This window comes from Methylobacter sp. (assembly GCF_004322395.1).
Taxonomy (GTDB): domain Bacteria; phylum Pseudomonadota; class Gammaproteobacteria; order Methylococcales; family Methylomonadaceae; genus Methylobacter_A.
In genome coordinates this window covers 27,674-46,843 of the sequence record NZ_SCTW01000015.1, presented here as the reverse complement: position 1 = coordinate 46,843, position 19,170 = coordinate 27,674, and the positions used below count along the sequence as shown (strand labels likewise).

16 protein-coding genes, 1 tRNA gene and 5 pseudogenes are annotated in these 19,170 nt (G+C 46.8%); 17 read left to right on the top strand and 5 right to left on the bottom strand.

The window, feature by feature from the left end:
- The first annotated feature begins 7 nt into the window (after nt 1-7).
- Complete coding sequence (gene queC / locus EPO18_RS02650) at nt 8-682, top strand: 7-cyano-7-deazaguanine synthase QueC (RefSeq protein ID WP_292430120.1); 675 nt, start codon at nt 8-10, stop codon at nt 680-682.
- 49 nt (nt 683-731) lie between these two features.
- A tRNA-Lys gene (locus EPO18_RS02645) sits at nt 732-807 on the top strand.
- An 87-nt stretch (nt 808-894) separates the two neighbouring features.
- On the opposite strand, the pseudogene EPO18_RS02640 reads toward EPO18_RS02645, so the two are convergent.
- Nucleotides 895-1,131: pseudogene (locus EPO18_RS02640) on the bottom strand (tyrosine-type recombinase/integrase); the annotation flags it as partial.
- A 75-nt stretch (nt 1,132-1,206) separates the two neighbouring features.
- On the opposite strand from EPO18_RS02640, the pseudogene EPO18_RS20785 reads away from it, so the two are divergent.
- The 3 genes and pseudogenes from EPO18_RS20785 to EPO18_RS02620 all read left to right on the top strand — a co-directional run.
- Nucleotides 1,207-2,240, top strand: a pseudogene (locus EPO18_RS20785) (IS3 family transposase); the annotation flags it as partial.
- Between the two features lie 218 nt (nt 2,241-2,458).
- Nucleotides 2,459-3,517, top strand: coding sequence for an IS110 family RNA-guided transposase (locus tag EPO18_RS02625; RefSeq protein ID WP_292430116.1), 1,059 nt, complete (start codon nt 2,459-2,461; stop codon nt 3,515-3,517).
- A gap of 12 nt (nt 3,518-3,529) precedes the next feature.
- Nucleotides 3,530-3,721, top strand: a pseudogene (locus EPO18_RS02620) (IS3 family transposase); the annotation flags it as partial.
- A gap of 30 nt (nt 3,722-3,751) precedes the next feature.
- On the opposite strand, the pseudogene EPO18_RS02615 reads toward EPO18_RS02620, so the two are convergent.
- A pseudogene (locus tag EPO18_RS02615) lies at nt 3,752-3,859 on the bottom strand (cytochrome c); the annotation flags it as partial.
- Between the two features lie 840 nt (nt 3,860-4,699).
- Between EPO18_RS02615 and EPO18_RS02610 the strand changes: the two are divergent.
- The 4 genes from EPO18_RS02610 (at nt 4,700) to EPO18_RS02595 (ending at nt 9,163) form a co-directional block, all read left to right on the top strand.
- Nucleotides 4,700-6,157 carry an FAD-linked oxidase C-terminal domain-containing protein gene (locus tag EPO18_RS02610; protein ID WP_292430114.1) on the top strand — a complete coding sequence of 486 codons (1,458 nt, stop codon included), beginning with the start codon at nt 4,700-4,702 and terminating at the stop codon, nt 6,155-6,157.
- Nucleotides 6,157-7,212, top strand: a complete 1,056-nt coding sequence (gene glcE / locus EPO18_RS02605) for a glycolate oxidase subunit GlcE (protein WP_292430112.1) — start codon at nt 6,157-6,159, stop codon at nt 7,210-7,212. Before EPO18_RS02610 ends, glcE begins: the two co-directional genes overlap by 1 nt.
- Before the next feature lie 16 nt (nt 7,213-7,228).
- A complete protein-coding gene (gene glcF / locus EPO18_RS02600) occupies nt 7,229-8,437 on the top strand; it encodes a glycolate oxidase subunit GlcF (RefSeq protein WP_292430110.1) in 1,209 nt (402 codons plus the stop codon).
- A gap of 525 nt (nt 8,438-8,962) precedes the next feature.
- Entirely contained in the window at nt 8,963-9,163 is a 201-nt protein-coding gene (locus tag EPO18_RS02595; protein ID WP_292430108.1) for a hypothetical protein, read from the top strand.
- A gap of 288 nt (nt 9,164-9,451) precedes the next feature.
- On the opposite strand, the gene EPO18_RS02590 is transcribed toward EPO18_RS02595, so the two are convergent.
- Together EPO18_RS02590 and EPO18_RS02585 are read right to left on the bottom strand one after the other, a co-directional pair.
- Nucleotides 9,452-9,838 (bottom strand): type II toxin-antitoxin system VapC family toxin, encoded by a 387-nt coding sequence (locus EPO18_RS02590; RefSeq protein WP_292430105.1) that lies wholly within the window; start codon nt 9,836-9,838, stop codon nt 9,452-9,454.
- Nucleotides 9,828-10,130, bottom strand: a complete 303-nt coding sequence (locus EPO18_RS02585) for a type II toxin-antitoxin system Phd/YefM family antitoxin (protein WP_292430103.1) — start codon at nt 10,128-10,130, stop codon at nt 9,828-9,830. The genes EPO18_RS02590 and EPO18_RS02585 overlap by 11 nt, the downstream gene beginning before the upstream one ends.
- A 532-nt stretch (nt 10,131-10,662) precedes the next feature.
- Between EPO18_RS02585 and EPO18_RS02580 the strand changes: the two genes are divergently transcribed.
- The 7 genes and pseudogenes from EPO18_RS02580 (at nt 10,663) to EPO18_RS20655 (ending at nt 17,235) form a co-directional block, all read left to right on the top strand.
- A complete protein-coding gene (locus EPO18_RS02580; protein WP_292430100.1) occupies nt 10,663-12,471 on the top strand; it encodes an alpha-amylase family protein in 1,809 nt (602 codons plus the stop codon).
- A gap of 143 nt (nt 12,472-12,614) precedes the next feature.
- Nucleotides 12,615-13,499, top strand: a complete 885-nt coding sequence (locus EPO18_RS02575) for an SGNH/GDSL hydrolase family protein (RefSeq protein ID WP_292430097.1) — start codon at nt 12,615-12,617, stop codon at nt 13,497-13,499.
- Between the two features lie 36 nt (nt 13,500-13,535).
- The gene (locus tag EPO18_RS02570) at nt 13,536-16,019 is read left to right on the top strand and encodes a DNA/RNA non-specific endonuclease (RefSeq protein ID WP_292430094.1); all 2,484 of its coding nucleotides are present in this window, start codon (nt 13,536-13,538) and stop codon (nt 16,017-16,019) included.
- 34 nt (nt 16,020-16,053) lie between these two features.
- Nucleotides 16,054-16,191: pseudogene (locus EPO18_RS20660) on the top strand (hypothetical protein); the annotation flags it as partial.
- On the top strand, nt 16,181-16,378 hold the full coding sequence (locus EPO18_RS02565) for a hypothetical protein (protein ID WP_292430092.1): 198 nt from the start codon (nt 16,181-16,183) through the stop codon (nt 16,376-16,378). The pseudogene EPO18_RS20660 and the gene EPO18_RS02565, both read left to right, overlap by 11 nt.
- 286 nt (nt 16,379-16,664) lie before the next feature.
- Complete coding sequence (locus EPO18_RS02560) at nt 16,665-16,946, top strand: type II toxin-antitoxin system ParD family antitoxin (RefSeq protein WP_292430090.1); 282 nt, start codon at nt 16,665-16,667, stop codon at nt 16,944-16,946.
- On the top strand, nt 16,933-17,235 hold the full coding sequence (locus tag EPO18_RS20655) for a type II toxin-antitoxin system RelE/ParE family toxin (RefSeq protein WP_363331468.1): 303 nt from the start codon (nt 16,933-16,935) through the stop codon (nt 17,233-17,235). The genes EPO18_RS02560 and EPO18_RS20655 overlap by 14 nt, the downstream gene beginning before the upstream one ends.
- A gap of 754 nt (nt 17,236-17,989) precedes the next feature.
- Here the strand turns inward: EPO18_RS20655 and EPO18_RS02555 are convergent.
- Nucleotides 17,990-18,328: a hypothetical protein gene (locus EPO18_RS02555; RefSeq protein ID WP_292430088.1), complete on the bottom strand. Its 339-nt coding sequence runs from the start codon at nt 18,326-18,328 to the stop codon at nt 17,990-17,992.
- A gap of 436 nt (nt 18,329-18,764) precedes the next feature.
- Here EPO18_RS02555 and EPO18_RS02550 point away from each other — a divergent pair, with 436 nt between their 5' ends.
- The gene (locus EPO18_RS02550) at nt 18,765-19,166 is read left to right on the top strand and encodes a hypothetical protein (RefSeq protein WP_292430086.1); all 402 of its coding nucleotides are present in this window, start codon (nt 18,765-18,767) and stop codon (nt 19,164-19,166) included.
- Nucleotides 19,167-19,170: the final 4 nt, after the last annotated feature.

Sequence of the window (19,170 nt, the reverse complement as noted above, 5' to 3'; positions counted from 1 at the left end):
TACAAGTATGCAAAAAAAAGCCATTATCCTTCTGTCGGGAGGATTAGATTCAATTACCGTTCTTGCTCTTGCAAAAAAGCAGGGATTCAAATGTTACGCCTTAAGCTTTGATTACGGCCAGCGACATAATGCCGAGCTAGCTGCCGCTACGCGGATAGCCGCAGATTATCAAGTCGAAGATCATAAAATCATTAAACTGGGCTTAAGCTCGATCGGCGGCTCAGCACTGACCGATGAGCATATTGCCGTGCCTCACACTGCACAAGAAGGTATACCGGTAACCTATGTGCCGGCAAGGAATACCATATTCCTGTCATTTGCCTTGGGTTGGGCGGAAGTTTTAAATCTTACTGATATTTTTATTGGTGTTAATGCCGTAGATTATTCCGGCTATCCTGATTGCAGGCCTGAATTTATCGCAGCATTTCAGCAATTAGCGAACCTTGCCACTAAGGCGGGCGTAGAAGGTGAACATTTCACCATACATACCCCGCTGATTGCGCTCAGTAAGGCGGAAATTATTAAGCAGGGTGTTGAGTTAGGTGTGGATTATCAAAGCACCGTTTCCTGTTATTCCGCCGATGAGCAAGGTCGTGCTTGTCAAGTTTGTGATGCCTGTCGGCTAAGAAAAATTGGATTTGCTGAAGCAGGAATACAAGATCCAACAAGGTACAAAAATTAAAAAGATGTTGCCAAAATTAGATTTATCAGTATAATAGGCGGTCTTTGTTGGGTCGTTAGCTCAGCCGGTAGAGCACCGCACTTTTAATGCGATGGTCGCGCGTTCGAATCGCGCACGACCCACCACCAAAGTACAAGTAAATCAACCAGTTAGATGTTATCATCAGCTGGTTTTTTTATGCCTGCTATTTCTCAAATTACCCAGTGGGTAAATCATGATGCTAATCGCAACATAGTCACTCCTTCTACCGTTTTTAATTTCTCGACCGCAATCAACAGTTCCTCAATTTCTGCTGGCGAATAGTGGACAGTTATGTCACCATCGATATGGTGCATCAATGCCTTACGGGTTTCTAAAGGTACCCCAGCCGACCGCAGACGCCTAGCAAAGGTATGTCGCAGATTGTGTGGCCCCGACAATACATTGGAGCCGACTGGCAACCCTGCTCTTACCCACGCTTTTTGATGTGGCTACACTAAACCGGACACACAATTTAAAATATCCCGAAAAGAGTGTGATCCGAAATGAACCGAGAAAAACTAAAAACCTATACAGCCGAATTTAGAGCCTCAGCGGTTAAGCTGGCGAATGAATCCGATAAGCCCATTATCCAGGTCGCCAAAGATCTCGGTATTAATGTGAATACCCTGCATACCTGGATAGCAAAATATAGCCGCCCGAAAGAGAGCGATAAAACGGCTCGGACTGACGATCATCTTTATGAAGAATTAAAGCGTCTAAAGAAAGAAAATGCCCGACTGACAGAGGAGCGCGATCTGTAAAAAAAGGCAGCAGCGTACTTTGCCAAGGAGCAACGGTCGACTGCATGGATGCAGGAGGTAGAGCACCAACAGTAGGCGCTTTAGGCGACGCAGGAGCAGTTGCCGAGAAGTACGCCTGGATCAAACAGCATGATACCAAGTTTCCAATTGATTCGATGTGTCGATTGATGCAGGTTTCCCGAAGTGCCTACTATGTGTGGCTGCATCGCGCCCAAACCACGATTGAAACGGATGATATTGAATTGACGGCTATTATCCAAGGATTGTTCAAGAAGAGCCGCGCTACCTATGGAACTCGGCGACTCCAAAAATCGTTATTAAACCGAGATCGGGCAGTCAGTCGTCGACGCATAGGGCGGTTGATGCGGGAAGCCGATTTGGTTTGTAAAACGAAACGTAAATTCAAGGCTACAACGAATTCCAAGCATGACCAGCCGATTGCACCTAATCATCTGGATCGTCAATTCACAGTGAACCAGCCCAATCAGGCTTATGCCGGCGACATCACCACTATCCCTACTCAAGAAGGCTGGTTGTATTTAGCAGTCGTGATTGATCTGTATTCCCGCCAAGTCGTAGGCTGGTCAATGGCCGAGCATATGCGGACTAAACTGGTGAACGACGCACTATTAATGGCCATTTGGAAACGAAAACCTGGGGAAGACTTGTTGTGGCACAGTGACCGAAGCAGTCAATATGCTTCGGAAAGTCATCGGGCGCTATTAAAACAGCACGGCATCCGGCAGAGCATGAGCCGTAAAGGCAACTGTTGGGATACTCAGAATAAAATGCTCTTGAACGTTCGGCCCAATCTGACCCGTGCTGGGATTGACCTCATTGTCTTTGTGTTGACCTGTCGGTTGGGTACCGGCGTTCTCCGATATTCACCGGAACTATTACTTGTGACCTAATAGGAGCTTTGTCTTGCAACTTGAGTGTCTTGTCCGGGTGTTAGTGAGGTGATTTTATTAGCATCTTCAGGAGACTTTAGGCCATGACCGAAGCATTTTTACCCTATGAAGTAATTTTGGGTGTGGATACGCATTTGGATACCCACGTTGGCGTGGTCATCGATGCTCGAGGAAAATGGTTTGGTGAGTTATCGATTCCCGCAAATTTAACGGGATACCAGGAATTGTGGCGGTGGGCTCAGTCTTTTGGCCAATTGCGCAGTGCCGGGATTGAAGGTACCGGAACTTATGGTGCCGGCCTAACGCAATTTTTGCGAACCAAGACGGTTGAAATTTTTGAAATTAATCGGCCTGACCGGTCACAGCGCCGTTTTCAAGGGAAATCAGACCCCACTGACGCCGAGAATGCTGCGCGAATGGTTTTATCCGGCAAAGCTCAAGCTATACCTAAGCTCCAAAGTGGGGTTGCTGAAGCTATGCGAATGATCTCCGTCGCAAGACGAAGTGCCGTCAAAGCCAGGACGCAAACCATAAACCAACTTCGTGCATTACTGGTCAGCGCCCCGGATGACATTCGCAACCGGCTCTGGAAATCAAAACCCGATCAATGTGTAAAAGGCTGTGAGCAACTTGAAGCATTAGGCGATACCGTATTACTTAAAACACTAACGATCTCGCTTCGCCTATTGGCAGAGCGATGGTTATATTTAACAGAGGAACTTAAGAAGCTCGATGCGACGTTAGATTCGCTTACTAAACAGGGGGCTAAACGGCTACGTGATCAATTTGGCGTCGGCCCGCAAACAGCCGCTACACTAATAACCATTGCTGGCGATAACCCAGAGCGCTTACGGAACGAAGCAGCCCTAGCGGCTTTATGCGGCACGAACCCGCTACCGGCCTCATCGGGGAAAACCGTGCGTCACCGACTTAACCGGGGAGGCAGCCGATCCGCAAATAATGCATTATGGACCATTGTATTAGTCAGGATGCGCAGTGATCCGCGTACGCGAGCCTACGTTGCCCGCAGGACAGCAGAAGGAAAATCAACCAAAGAAATTCAGCGGTGCTTAAAACGTTACCTTGTCCGTGAACTTTATCCGCTCATATTGGCCGACTTAAAAGAAGCGAGTTGTCCTTGACATAGGAGCGTCAACGCGGTTTCAGAAAGCTTCTTCCATACCCTGAAAACCGAGCTGATACATCATCAAACCTATCAAACCCGTGCCGACGCTAGACAGGCTGTGTTTGAGTATATTGAAGTCTTTTACAACCGCGAACGCCTCCATTCCGCAAATGGCTATTTATCGCCTGTAGACTATGAATTGCAACACAAAGCTGCTTAACCGTGTGTCCGGAAAAGTGTTGACACATCATAATGAATCCATGGTCAACACAACTAAAATCAAAAATGATCCCGCCGTTACCCAGATTGCCGTTTTCTTCCAGAATGATTCCGAAGCCCACAAGGGTGTTTCGTTCATAGCTTATCCTCTGTTGTTATTGTTATTAGATCAGGGGACAGGCTTAGCATGTGTTTTAACGCACAAATGCCAAATGCCTATCGGTGCAAAAAAATAGCCGATTACCATCACAAAGGAAATAATCAGCCAGTAGCCTTGAAAGTGAGCGGCCCGCGTTAATTCAGCTACGGAGAGAATCAACGCGAAATAAGAAACATATGCGGAAATTTGGATTAACTTTAGACCAGGCGAACAGTAATGCATAACTTGCACCTGCCAATATGATTAAAGCAGATGAGAAAAAAGTGATAAAAAAATCTTGTAATGCAACGGGTTCGATCATGAATGATTAACCTGATTATTTGTCAACAAAACCGCAGCAAATAAATGATTCGCTGTTAAAGCCATTGAACTATAGCACAATAGAAGGGAGTTACTAGAAAGCCAGCTACGGATGATTGGATGAACGATAACTGATTAACGGACTGTCATAATTTAAACAGACCGCTTACATAACTTCCACAATTTAATTAGATACTGTACTGGAAAACGGCTTCCAATATTTGCCAGTAATCAGCGTTGAATTTTCCACATAAAAAATTTGCATGTGTAATACTATCAACATGATAGTGGATAGCTATTGGCCAATTTAAACGCTCTTGTGCTGTAAAATTGGCAAAATTTAGACGCCGTTTTCAAATGATGTGATCGACCGGACAATCTCTAAATCCGAATCAGTTGAGCGGCTTCACGGCCTTTGTATCCATAGATCAATCCAAATTTTTACGGCTAGCCAGTTTTAATGGGTAAACTAAGGTCTGAACTAATGTTTACTTTCATCGACAGTTATTTGAATTCATTGTGATCTTGTCTGACCACTTTATCCAACAGTGCCAAGCTTTGGTTGGCGTTAACAGTGTGATTGCTGATCAGGCGCGCTTGCGGGTGTATGAATGTGACGCCTTGTCTGCGTATCGTCATTTGCCGGCACTGGTGGTTTTGCCGGAAACGGTGGAGCAGGTGCAGGCTGTGTTGAGACTATGCTCGACACATCAGATTCCAGTTGTGGCGAGAGGGGCCGGCACAGGGTTGGCTGGTGGGGCTTTACCGGTCGAACGCGGTATTGTGTTGGGGCTGAGCAAAATGAACCGGATTTTGGCGATTGACCCAGTCAATCGTACCGCGACATTACAGCCCGGTGTGCGCAATCTGGCCATTTCCGAAGCAGCTAAAGCGCATGGCCTTTACTACGCGCCTGATCCATCCTCACAAATTGCCTGTAGCATCGGGGGCAACATCGCCGAAAACGCCGGTGGCGTTCATTGTTTAAAGTACGGATTGACCGTGCATAACGTACATCAAGTTAAGCTCGTGACGATCGATGGCGAGTTATTGACCTTGGGTGGTAGTGGCCTCGATATGCCGGGTTATGACTTGCTGGCGTTGGCAATTGGTTCGGAGGGTTTGCTTGGCATAGTAGTGGAAGTCACCGTGCGCCTGTTGCCATTACAACCTCAGACCCAGGTATTACTCGCTGCATTCGCCAGTGTCGAACAGGCCGGTGCCGCGGTAGCGGCCATTATTGCCGACGGCCTCTTGCCGGCGGGCCTGGAATTGATGGATAACGCCGCTATCCGTGCGACCGAGGCGTTTGTTAACGCGGGTTATCCAATCAATGCTGCCGCAATTCTGCTATGCGAACTGGATGGAATGCCCGAACAGGTTACTGCCGACAGTGCTCGCGCGGAGTCCATTTTACAAGGCAACGGCGCCATCGAAATTCGCAAAGCCAGTGATGACAATCAGCGTAAACGCTTTTGGGCCGGACGCAAGGCGGCCTTCCCGGCGGTGGGGCGTATCGCCAGCGACTACTATTGCATGGACGGCACCATCCCGCGCAAACACCTGGCCGCCGTGTTAAAGCAAATCACCGAGTTGGCCGATCAATATCAACTTGGCGTGGTCAATGTGTTTCATGCGGGCGACGGCAATCTGCATCCACTCATTTTGTACGACGCCAACCGGCCGGATGATTTTGCCAAGGCCGAAACCATGGGTGGCAAAATTTTAGAACTTTGTGTTGCCATGGGCGGCACGATTACAGGCGAACACGGTGTCGGCACCGAAAAAATCGGCCAGATGTGCGTACAGTTTCAGGCTGCCGAACTGCAACAATTCCACAGGCTAAAACACGCTTTCGATCCGCGCGGTCTGCTTAACCCCGGCAAAGCCATTCCAACTTTGCACCGCTGTGCGGAACTTGGGCATATGCATGTTCATCACGGCCAATTGCCTCATCCAGAATTGGAGCGGTTTTAATGCGTGAACAGGATCTAAGCGAAGACCTCCAGAAACAAGTTCAACAAGCCGCTGCAACCGGCACCGCACTGCGCATCGTTGGCAGTGACAGCAAAGCGTTCTACGGCGGAGCCTGTCAAGCGACAACACCATTACCAATGGCTGGCCATCGCGGTATTATCGACTACGAACCCAGTGAACTGGTGATTACCGCCAGGTCCGGCACCTCGCTCAACAACATTACAAGCCTATTGGCACAACACAGGCAAATGCTGGCTTTCGAGCCGCCCGGTTTTGGTGAATATGCAACGTTGGGTGGCACCTTGGCTTGCGGATTTTCCGGGTCACGGCGGCCTTTTGTCGGCAGTGCTCGCGATTTTATGCTGGGTTGTAAGATCATCAACGGTGGTGGCGAAGTGCTGAACTTTGGCGGTCGGGTGATGAAAAACGTGGCTGGATTCGATGTGTCTCGCTTGATGGTTGGTGCACTGGGAAGTCTGGGTGTGCTGTTGGAAGTTTCGCTCAGAGTGCTCCCAATTCCCAAGTCGGAATTGACCTTGGCTTATACGCTTTCTGCCGGTGAAGCAGTGACCAAGATGAACGCATTATCGGTTAGACCCTGGCCACTATCGGCGTCGGCCTACGATGGCGAGCAGTTGAGAGTGCGATTATCCGGCGCGCAAGCGGCCGTGCAGGCCGCTGCCCGTCAACTTGGCGGTGACACCGATGTTCAAGGTGAGTGTTTCTGGCAGGATTTGCGAGAGCAGCGACTCACGTATTTTCAGCAGCCCGGCAATTTATGGCGGATCAGCGTGGCGCCTGCCTCGGCATCCCTGTCATTATCCGGCGATTGGTTTCTGGATTGGGGCGGAGCGCTGCGGTGGTTGAAAACCGAAGAGCCGGCGGAGGCCATTCATGCTGCTACTGCCAAAGTTGGCGGCTATGCCGTTTGCTTTCGCGGCAACAACAAGACCGATTGGATCAGACTTGATCCGGCGTTGATGGCTTTACAGCAGAAAATTCGCGCAGCTTTCGATCCTTTAAAACTATTCAACCCCGGTCGCTTGCACCGCTGAAACCTTATCGATCTCTATGCAAACCCAACTCGCCGATTTCATTAACAACACCGATACGGGCAGAGAAGCCGAAGCTATACTACGCAGCTGTGTGCATTGCGGATTTTGTAACGCGACTTGTCCGACTTATCAACTGCTCGGCGACGAACTTGATGGACCGCGCGGCCGTATTTACCTGATTAAGCACTTGTTGGAAGGTGAAGCCGCGACAGAGGAGACACAACAACATCTGGATCGCTGTTTAACCTGCCGGTCTTGCGAAACCACTTGTCCGTCTGGAGTCAAGTACAACCGCCTGCTGGATATTGGTCGTGAGATTATAGAAGAGCGTGTTTCCCGGCCATGGCCACAACGATTGTTGCGGCGATTGCTGTTGTGGAGTTTGCCGTATCCGCGCCGTTTTAAGATGCTGGCCGGGATTGGCGCTTGGTTACGGCCAGTGTTGCCGAAGCGCCTGAAGGCCAAATTACCGTCTAAGCAAACCGCTGATAGCTGGCCTGCCGCACGCCATGATCGGCGAATGTTGATTCTGCAAGGTTGCGTGCAGCCGACATTGGCGCCGCGTATCAACGCAGCCGCGGCAAGAGTGCTTGATCGCCTCGGTATCGATGTAGTGCCTATTGATCATTGCTGCGGCGCGCTGAGTTATCATCTGAACGATCAAACCTCCAGTTTCGACATGATGCGCCGGGTCATTGATGCCTGCTGGCCGCATGTGGAAAATGGGATTGAAGCCATTATCACGACGGCCAGTGGTTGCGGCGTCACTACCAAGGATTATGGCATGTTATTAAAGGATGATCCGCTCTATGCTGACAGAGCCGCACGAATTGCCGCACTGACCAAAGACATCAGTGAGATATTGCAAGTCGAGGACATATTGAGCCTGCAACCGTTGTCACGTAAGGTTGCGTTCCATTCGCCCTGTACATTACAACACGGACAACGACTGAACGGTGTGGTGGAAAACCTACTCACTGAATTAGGATTTACTTTAACGGCTGTCGCCGATTCGCATTTGTGCTGCGGATCGGCAGGCACGTATTCCATCCTGCAACCCGAACTAGCCGGGCGTTTACAAAAGGCTAAAATCCAGGCGCTTCAGGCTGAACAACCCGATGTAATTGCTACCGCCAACATTGGCTGTTGGATGCACTTGCAGGAAAAGGCAAGTGTGCCAGTGGTACATTGGGTCGAGCTATTGGCGCCTAAAATGGAGAGCTAAAACTTGAAAGCGGGTGGCGTCAGTTCACACAGCAACAACTCCCGAGCTAAATGGATATTTTGAAATGCATTTTTTCGGGTTTTAAAGAATTTTAATGATGTCAGCAACAGCCATTCGAGTCACGAAACCCTAATATAATTTGGTTTAGGGCAGGGCAGCGTGTACCCAAAAACTACATTAAAAACTACAGTGGTTAAAAACAATTATGAATAGATAATTTCCAGTTATATATGGGGGAAAATATTGGATGCGAATTAACAGGCAACCTTCGAAAAAATTTTTTTAAGTTCAAAAGCTTCAGAGTGTTAACCGGCTTCGAAAATTTGCAAGTTTTTGAACATAATGGGCGTCTAATTTTTTCAGTTAATAGATCAAATAATTGTTCTAAAATGATTTTTTAAAATTATCACTCTGCTGATCACTGGAAAAAACTTAACGCCGATTAATAACAGTTTGTTTTTTATACACTGATTTGCTGATAACATTGAACGCTTTTTATTTGTTAATTAATGTAAAGGTACTTTAATGAGTGTAATTATCAATCCAATGGCAGAAAATGATCTGGCAATCCTCCTTGATGAATCTGAAGTTATAAAAACTGAAAGGATAGCCGGATTAGTCGTTAACCATTGGCGTCATCCTCAGAATGGTGAAATTGTTACAGTTGAAGGGATGGGGGGAATGGATTACGTCGGTGTCATGATTGGAGGATTTGCTGAATACTAATTCGACGATGTCCTGAGGTATAAGGCGCCAAAATTTTTTCGCGACAGCTAAAAATGGATCCGTCCTATTTTTGCGGTAGTGGTTTAAACCTAATCGTGGACAATTATTACTTCTTTAGAAGTATCTGCCAGTCAGAGTTGAACGAATACACATTTTTGGCATATGTTCTTAAAACATCACTGAATAAATCAGCCACATGAGATAACCGGTATAAAGACATTAAGTTCGCTAAGGCTGGACAATTTTTAGACTAATTTAGACAAATACAGAATTTTCTGACATATCAAATCAGTTCTCATTTGGCTGATAATGGTCAAGCATCAAGCCGTTAACTTGAGCAAAGTGCTTGATGTTGCCCGTGCATAGTAGTTCGTTATGGGCCATAGCGGTAGCAGCAATTAAGGCATCACCCATTTCCATGTTATGGCCGAGAGCAAACTGTTTCACTAATTGTCGAGCATGATAGGAAATAGCGTGGTCAATTTCATGAATAGTGAATTGAAGCACATTGAGCATTTTCTCGAATGTTGCCAGTTCTTTTTTATTTCGGCAAAACGGCACGTATTCCATATAGGTGACGGCAGAAATTGATCGATTCTGTGTGCTTAAGATTAATTCTTTGGCCGATGCCACGCCTCTGTCAGCGTAAATCAAAATGTTGGTATCAAAGATCACTCAATGTACTCCGGCGTCCCTTGCGGATCGTGCGTAATTCGTCTTCCACGCTGGTAACCCCTAAATCTCGGTGCATGCCGAAAAAGTCATTCATGGCGGCTTCTTGCTGTTTTGAATTAACAGTTGGTGCTGCTGGATGGACTATACCGAGCGTTTGACCGTGATAAGTAATCTCGACCGTTTCTCCACGTTTCAGAGCGTCGATGAGTGCTTTATGCTTTGACTGAAGTTGTGAGGCAGTGAGTTGCATGGGGCTAGGATAATAGATATTTAAAAATAAATATTTTAACATGATCTTGATCGTGAAATCGAATCTATACAGGGATGCAATCATCCAATAACTTTAATACAGTGACTAAAATGCCTATCAACATGAAGATTGAGTCTTCTTTTTGATCTGTATAAACCCTTTATTCAGATAGTAGTCATTAACTAAAATTTGACAGCGAAAAATCCAAAGCGCATCATCTAGTTAATAGGTTAGCTGTTTTTAATATTTATAGAATTCAAAGATTAAAGGAGAAATCCACGCGCATCATGGCCAACAAAGTTCCATGGATTGCCTTTAGCGATTAATTCACCTTATTTAGCATGGGCCGCTTATTTAAGCCGCTAAATGAAACCAATCTTGGTTTCTACCGGAATAAGCGTCAAAACAGCGATTCCCCTTTGAAATTTTGTTCACTTACTTTTTGCGCGATCCACATACCGATTTTTTAATGATATAACAAAAAGTTGGGATTTCTTTGTACTTCCAGCTTTGCTCATTCAGATCGTTGTAATGATGAATTCATTGGATATTTACATCATCAGGAGAAAGAGTTATGGACTATATGAAAGAGAAACTCGGCTCATGGCAAGTCGGAAACAGTCAATCCGCTGACAAAGTCAGGTTTAAGGTGTTCTTTCCTAGTGTTAACGGCGAGATTCGACACAATATCAAATTAATTCAGGTTACCGGCGATTTTCAAGCTCAGTTAGGACAAACTGCGTGGGACTTTATGAATGCACCGGCTTTAACTAAAGCCCCCCATCCTGAGGGTGAAATATGGAGTTATGAAACGCCTGTCGATCTAAAGGCTGGATTCTATGAATACAAATACTACGTCACATTCAACGACGCGTCCGAACCACCCCGCTGGGTGAGTGACCCGTGCACTCGATACGGGGGGCGTGAAAACATGAATGCTGGCTTCGTGATTGGGGGAAGCCAGCCTGATGATAATGTGATTTCTCCCATCGCGGGCGGTAGGCTTCCCCTTCGGGATCTGATCATCTATGAGATGATGATTGATGATTTTACGGACGAATATCGGGGAGCTCGCGCGCCTCTTGATGCGGTCCGAGATAAAATCAAACCCGAAAACATGGTCGGGCACTTCAAAAAGCTCGGCATTAACGCCATTCTTTTCATGCCCTGGACGGCATGGAATGACTCAAAATTTAATTGGGGCTATACGCCTTCCCTGTATTTTTCGGTCGGCTATCGCTATGCTAATAATCTGTTTCAGCCGGAAGAAAAGCTTTCCTGGCTCAAGAAACTGATTGACTTATGCCATCAGGAAGGCATTCACGTGATCATGGATGGAGTCTTTAACCATGTTTATCCAGGTTTTCCTTATAAGAGTTTTTATCAGACTTATGATACCGACTGCCCGTATACGGGTAAATTTTATGGAGACTTTGAAGGGCTGCAAGATCTGGATTTTAATCAAGAATGCACTCGCCAGTTTATTCGAGACGTCTGCTTCTACTGGATTGATACCTTTAAGATTGATGGCATTCGGTTTGATAATACGGTCAATTTCTACAATGATGAAACCCTGAATGGGCTACCCCAACTTCTTCATGATATAGACTCCCATCTTAAAGATCTCGGAGAACAACACTTTTCCCTCACTCTTGAACATCTTCAATTGAATGCGGCAAATGTTACTAATCACACTAAAGCCACCAGTTATTGGGACAATGCACTTTACGCAGGTACATTTGACGGCCTATGGAATAATACGATTCCGTCCAAGCTGCTCAATGCGCTCAACACCAGTCGGTACCTCGAAGATGCTATGAAGAGGCCAACCGTCTATTTAAGTAATCATGACCATTCTCACGTCAATTGGCAGGCAGGGGCACACTCTAATGAGGGTGCATTGCAGGCTTATCGCACTCAGCCCTACATGATAGCGATGATGACCTCTAGCGGAACACCCATGATCCAAAATGGGCAAGAGTTCGGCGAAGATCATTGGATTCCCGAAGACGACCACGGGAGCGGCCGAAGAGTACAACCACGACCGTTACACTGGCCATATGTAGAGGATAAGATTGGCCTCTCTCTGTTTAATCTGTATTCCAAGCTTTGCGAAGTTCGCAAAACTTACGAAGTCCTACGGACCGGGAACTTCTACCCGGATTATTGGGAAGAATGGCAGACTCAATTTAATCCTGCTGGCTTTGGCATCGATTCTCATCGCAGTCTTATGATTTTTAAGAGATACGACCATTCGCCCAATAGGGAGTTCCATCAGTTCATGGTGGTTCTCAATTTCGCTAACTACACAGGGAGTGACCGTCAATTTCTCGGACAACGGACGTTGGATCGACCTAATCAGCGGGTGGACACCCTATATTAACAACTATCAACTTGAGTTTGAGATTGGGTCTAATTGGGGTCATATATTTTTTAAGGGGTAGAAGCCCCCCATGAAGGCTGACGTAGCTTGTCTGCCCCTGAAGACAACTTATTTTATAAACTAGCTCTAATAGGAGAACCGTGATGAGTGAAGATTTTAGCTATTTAGATAAATTCACGCCTGAGGAACTGGCTAATTTTAAAGAAGCTTCTCGACTCAAAGCGGTAGAGAGTCAGCATGCTCAGCCGTTTGTTTTTGAAGCCGCGTCAGCAAAGCGCCGTAGCAGAATTATCGCCGAAGGCGATTCCTGGTTCGATTATCTGCCGGGTTCTGATCTGATTGACTGCCTGAGAAATCTCTTTGACTACGATATCGAGAAATTTGCGAAAGCCGGTGATACGCTGGAAAACATGATCTATGGCACGGATATCAATCGTCAATTCCAGCGTGAAATTCCCCAGATTCATACGATTTTGCGACGCATAGAACAAATCAAGCCGAAAGTCTTTCTTTTTTCAGGCGGCGGTAATGATGTTGCCGGCGATGAATTTGAGTCTTACTTGAATCATAAACTCAGCGGGCTGGACTCTTTCCGCTTTGAGTTCGCCTCACAGATGATCAACAACGTTTTTCGGCGCTATTTCGAAGATCTGATTACCGCTGTTGCTCAACGCTCACCTGATACGCATATCGTAACGCACGGTTATGGCCATACCATTCCGACTGGAAAAGGCGTCAATTTCGTATTCTTTACATTTGCTGGTCCTTGGCTCCGTCCCGCACTGGCGCAGAAAGCGATTCTCGACGAAATCGAACAGCAAAATATCGTCTTTAAGATCATTGACTTATATAACGACATGCTTACCAGTTTGGATACCCACTATCCAAATTTTCATTATGTCGATCTTCGTCCCATCCTCGATCCCTATGCCGACTGGGCCAACGAACTCCATCCAATCAACAGTGCCTTCGCTCGTGCGGCGCAACGTCTTCATGAAACTATGGCACCCTTGTTCAATAATCCTTAACACCTAAAAATTTTTTAGTCACAACAGGAATCAGTCATGGCCTACTTTGATATTAAAAAAGAATACTCGCCAGAATTTATCGGTCTGATACGAACATTGAAGAAACGCCCAGCACCAAAACCCAGTGATGCGGTTTTGGGAGCTCGCCTCACCCATTTGGCCCGCAGTGGCGGGGGCTTTACAGGCCGAGACTTTGAGCGATTTATTGGCCGCAATGATCTTTTACCCGTTAACTATCTCGCCCGAGGTCAATTGGCTTCTGCTGCCGTTGGACGCGTCGATGTCCCCGAAGACTTTGGGGGAAGCGGCAGTTGGGGAACCGGATTCCTGATTACACCGAGATTGATGATCACCAATAACCATGTCATCGGCTCCATTGACGAGGCGCGACGGGCCATCATCGAATTTGGATACGAACGCGATGCGAACGGTCAATTCAAGACCAGCCGACGCTTTCGTCTTGACCCCGACAGTACCTTCATTACCGTCCCCAGGGACAGCCTCGATTTTACGGTGGTGGCCGTGATGGAGCGCTCGGTCGACGGCATGGCGACCCTTGATGAATTCGGCTTTCTACGCCTGGAGCCAGGGATCCATAAAGTTCAGGAAGGCGAATTTGTGACCGTGATTCAACACCCCAATGGGGACGAAAAGTTTATCGCCATTCGGGAAAATAAAGTGATCCAGATCGGTGATGGCCATGCTGAATTTCGGCAGGACTTTCTTTGGTATGCCTCGGACACAGCACCTGGCTCATCCGGCTCTCCCACCTTCAACGACAATTGGCAGGTCGTAGCCGTCCATCATAGCGGCGTACCAGTGGCCCGAACAAAGAACGGGGCTATCCAGTACCAACGGACTACGGGCGAGTGGGTCTCAGAAGAAGTGGCCAGCCATTTGCCTGAAGATCTCTTGCGTTGGGAAGCGAATGAGGGCATCCGCGTCAGTTCGATCCTCAGCAATATCCGTGCGCAACAGAAAAATGCGCCAAATCCTCCGCTCCTGGTGAAAGCCTTACTCGACGACATTGATGGCATTCGCCCGCTCGCAGGTCGTAACGAGAAAATCAGCATTGTAAGCCCTGCCTTACCAGCACCGGCTTCGCCTGAAGTCGCGGAAGCTGAACGCCGAGTTCGTCGTCGGACCCATCCTATAAATTACTATGCCGGCCGGGTCGGCTATGATGCGAATTTTCTTGGCCAGGAAGTGCCGCTCCCCACGCTGACCGACCGGGCACTACGCTTCGGCCAAGTAGCCTCGATTCAGGGTAATGCTGACGGGGAATTGCGCTATGAGCATTTCTCCATCGTTTTCAACACCGATCGTCGACTTGCATTTTTTACGGCTGTAAATATCGATGGCACTCAGTCGGTCAGCCTCGACCGGGGAAATGATGCCTGGTTCTACGACCCTCGCCTGCCTGAAGAACTCCAAGTCGGTGATGAACTTTACGGCAACGAGCCCAATGGCAATTATTTTGACCGGGGACATCTGGTGCGCCGGCTTGACCCGGTTTGGGGTGATGCCGCAACTTTAGCCCGCGCAAACGAAGATACTTTCCATTGGACCAACTGTTCTCCCCAATACTGGGAATTCAATCAGGGGGAATCGCTCTGGCAAGGGCTCGAAAACTTTATCTTGACGAATACGGACCAGGATGACCTGCGGGCCACGGTTTTTACGGGCCCTCTGTTTCGGGGCGACGACGAGCTCCACCGTGGCGTGAAGATTCCGCAGGCTTTCTGGAAAGTGGTTGTGGTTATCGACGCTACAGGCAAGCTTTACTCCAGTGCCTATGTGGTCAGTCAAAAACAATACGCTCGGAATATCACTTTCGAACGCCTACCGGTCGGTACTTTCAATAATTTTCAAGTCTCCATTGCCCGCCTCGAGCAACTCACCGGCATCGCATTCGGCGCGAATGTTTTAGCAGCTGATGTTATGCAAGGGGACACAACAGACCGTCCTTTAAGAAGCTTGATGGATATTCAACATCCGCGCAGATCGAGTATTCGTACAAAGGGATTTGGGCAATTTGACAGTTTCGAGTCGTTTCTTACGGCTTATACACAGTCCCAAACAATTGAAGTACAACCGGAAGAGGCCCCGTTGGGACTAGAAGCGCGCCGCAAGAAAATGCGTGAGCGGCGCCAACGGGATGTCGTCGAAATCGAGACCATAGTCGCGGAATATCTTGGTATCGAAAATAATGGGGGGGATCGCCATCAACATGTCATCCTCACAGTAACCGAGTCAATTGAAGGTGACCAAGATGTCAATGCCGATCTTCAGCGAGTGATTGCCGATCAGGAGCAGGTTTTTCTATCGATCCGCTTTGGTGACCGGCTTGGGCTAGCCAGACCCGTCCCAAGCATTCAAACGGGAACGGCCCTTAGACTACGCGGGGAATGGATAACTAAAGAGCGTGCTTATGCGCATGGCGGTGAACGTATGTCAGTAATGCACTTTACCCATCATCCGATTGGTTTTGTCTGTAGTTTAGATCAATGCTGGCAGTAACCTCTACTTAGATAATTGAGAGCAAGGATGCTCTCATTCTCTTGCACTTAAAGCCGATGGTACGGTAGCGGGCTGGGGATATAACAGGAACGGTGAGGCTACTATTCCTCCTCAATTAAATAACGTTAAGGCTATAGCAGCAGGAGACTACCACTCCGGCATTGAAACATGACGGTATAGTTGTGGCGTGGGGAAATAATTACTATGGTCTGTTAATCGGCGTGCAAATTTTGCCAGTTTCTTTTAAAAGCAGCATCCTTATTTACCAGCTAAAAGTTTTATCTTGTGGTTTTATGATTTTAATGACGAGCATAACCGATGCTGAAACTGGAAAAAATTGGGCGCTGATTAACAGATAAGCGCTGATTGAAACGAAGTAAACCCTCGATTTCTTCATTGGTATATTCACCAACAGATTTTCGATTTGAATCTGACCAACCCATTGATAAGGTTTAGCTTCCCAAGAGTATTACGATATCCAAAGAAAATAATTTCAATCTTTATCCTTCGGTCTGTTCATTTACTACGTTGATAAGAACGCTAAAAAACTGGCGATTTTTATAAGTTGATTAACATACATTGCGGAAAAAAGTTTATTTATGTATGTTATATGTAAGTATTATGTATACTTAATCGAGGTAGACCATGCATATCAATTTATCCCCTGAAATCGAACAATATCTACAAGCCAAAGTCGGGACTGGTTTTTATAGCAATGCTTCGGAAGTTGTACGGGATGCCATCCGTCGCATGTGGGAAGAAGACGAAAAATTAGAAAAACTCAGGGCTGCTGTGAAGATCGGCGATGATCAGTTAACCCGTGGTGAAGGTCTCCCTTATTCTGTCAAACGGCTGGAAGACATCACTGAAAAAGCATTTGAGAATTCTCGTAACGGCAAAAAAATCAGTTCAGATGTCAGGGGGTGAATTATCGTTAATCCTATCGCCTCAGGCCGAAGATGACTTTGCTGACATCCTGCAATACACCTTGGAATCCTGGGGTGAGAATCAAGTTTATATTTATCGGACCGTCTTAGACAAAGCTTTGAGGACCATTCAGCAGAACCCTGAGATTGGTCATCGGAAGAAAAAGATTTCTTCGGAGCATCGCTGCTTTCCAGCTGGGAAACACATCATTATCTATCGAATAGTCCCTAATGCGATCTTGGTATCTCGTATACTTCATGAGCGCATGGATTATGACCGAAATTTCTAACGACAATTAGAGTACTTCGTAGCCGAATATTGTCAAAACCGTTACCTGATATTGCGTGAATTTTGCGTGTTTCGGTTGTGATTCGTTATGCACTGTCGTGCAAAGTCACGCAATGACCGTATCCTATGTCATTGATTTATAATTGATATTGTTCTGATGGGTGCACTTTTAATGCGATGGTCGCGCGTTCGAATCGCGCACGATCCACCACCAAAGTACAAGAAAATCAACCAGTTAGATGTCGTTATCAGCTGGTTTTTTATGCCTGCTGTTTTTAAAATTACCCACTGGGTAAATCATGAGGCTAATCGCAGCATGGTCACCCCTTCTACCTGGGTCAATTTCTCGACCGCGCTCAGTAGTTCTCCAACCTCTGCTGGCGAATAGTGAACCGTAATGTCACCGTCTATGTGGTGCATCAAGGCTTTTCTTGTTTCTAAAGGCACCCCAGCTAATCGTAGACGCCTTGCAAAGGTGTGTCGCAAGTTGTGTGGCCCCGACAATACGTGTTAGCACCTACTGGCAGCTCTGCTCTTAACCAGGCTTTTTTCCACGCTGAATTATGCATCCGATCAACAGGTTTACCTCGATAGCCAAATACGTGAGTTTCCTGTATTCCTCGTCGACATTCGACAATCTTTTGAGCCACACTATTTAGCACAATCAGGCACGTGGTTTCGTTTTTGGTGAACTCGCCAGGTACTAGAAATACCGATGACCCGATTTCAGACACCTTGATTTCCCAAGCCCAGCGCTATTCAGCCACCACATTCTCACGAGCGCTGGTATAGATCGCAAAAAGCGCCATTTCTGCCAAATGCACGGGCAATTCTTTAAAAAATCGCCTTTGCTCATCAATTGAAAGCGGATAGGGCTGCGCCGCATCTTTCCAGTTTGGCATCCGTAGTAATGGCGCCACCATTAACCACGGTTGATTATCCAGATCACGCCAAACCCTGGAAGCCAATGTCAGAAGGCGCCTCACTACTGCAAGCTCTCTGACAACGGTTGCGCTTTTAATTCCTTGCTCCCGGCGATCGCTGCGAGACAGGAGTCGAGTAGTCCCCAGAAGCGATAGCGCATGTGTTTTCACGAAGCGTCTTTTTGCGTAGTGAAAATGCAGGCTTTCCCGACATCGCGTCGAGTCATTGCGAGAATGATGTTGGATACCCCTTGTTGGGTATCCAACGAAAGAAGCAGGACGGCTGGGGCCGCCGCAGGCATTAGCGGTCGCGTAGTTTTTGCCGCTTGTTGGGCAGGGATGCCCATAAAAGCTTTCGCAAAAATAGCGACTCCCCGGAAAATCATAAAAACAACAAGATAAAAATTTTAGCTGGTAAATAAGGATGCTGTTTTTTAAAAGGAACTGGCAAAATTTGCACGCCGATTAACACCGTTGTCGTGAAGATATTGTTCGTTTCAGCAATAGCCGGGCTTTATTCTGCACAAATCCAGTTGCTACTGTCGATAAGCTGTTTGAACATTATATTCATCGTAGTTTTATCTATGAGCCTGGGCATGAAGAGAAAATGAGAAAGCAGGTGCGAGACTTGCTTAACCATTGCAATCTTGGCGAAAAATACAAGGAAGGCGCGATTGGTGAGGCGGATAAGTATGAGGTTAAATTTCCCTTCGTTTGCAAAAATACTAAGCAATCAGTTATCAAACCGATTCACTTTAAGCAAGATAAGCCTAGTCAGTTGATTGACCACGGTCTTTCTTGGCTTGCAAAAGTTCAGCAATTGGAAAAGTATCGTTTTATCCGTCCAGATGAGATTTTATTTGCCTACGATGCGCCTGATGACAGCCAAAGCAATCTATTCGATGCGTTCAATGACATTAAAGAGCAAATTGAAAAAGAAGGGATTGTTATGGCTGATATAAATTGTAATGAGGATATTGTGAAGTTTGCTACTTCACCACAAAATTAAGCAG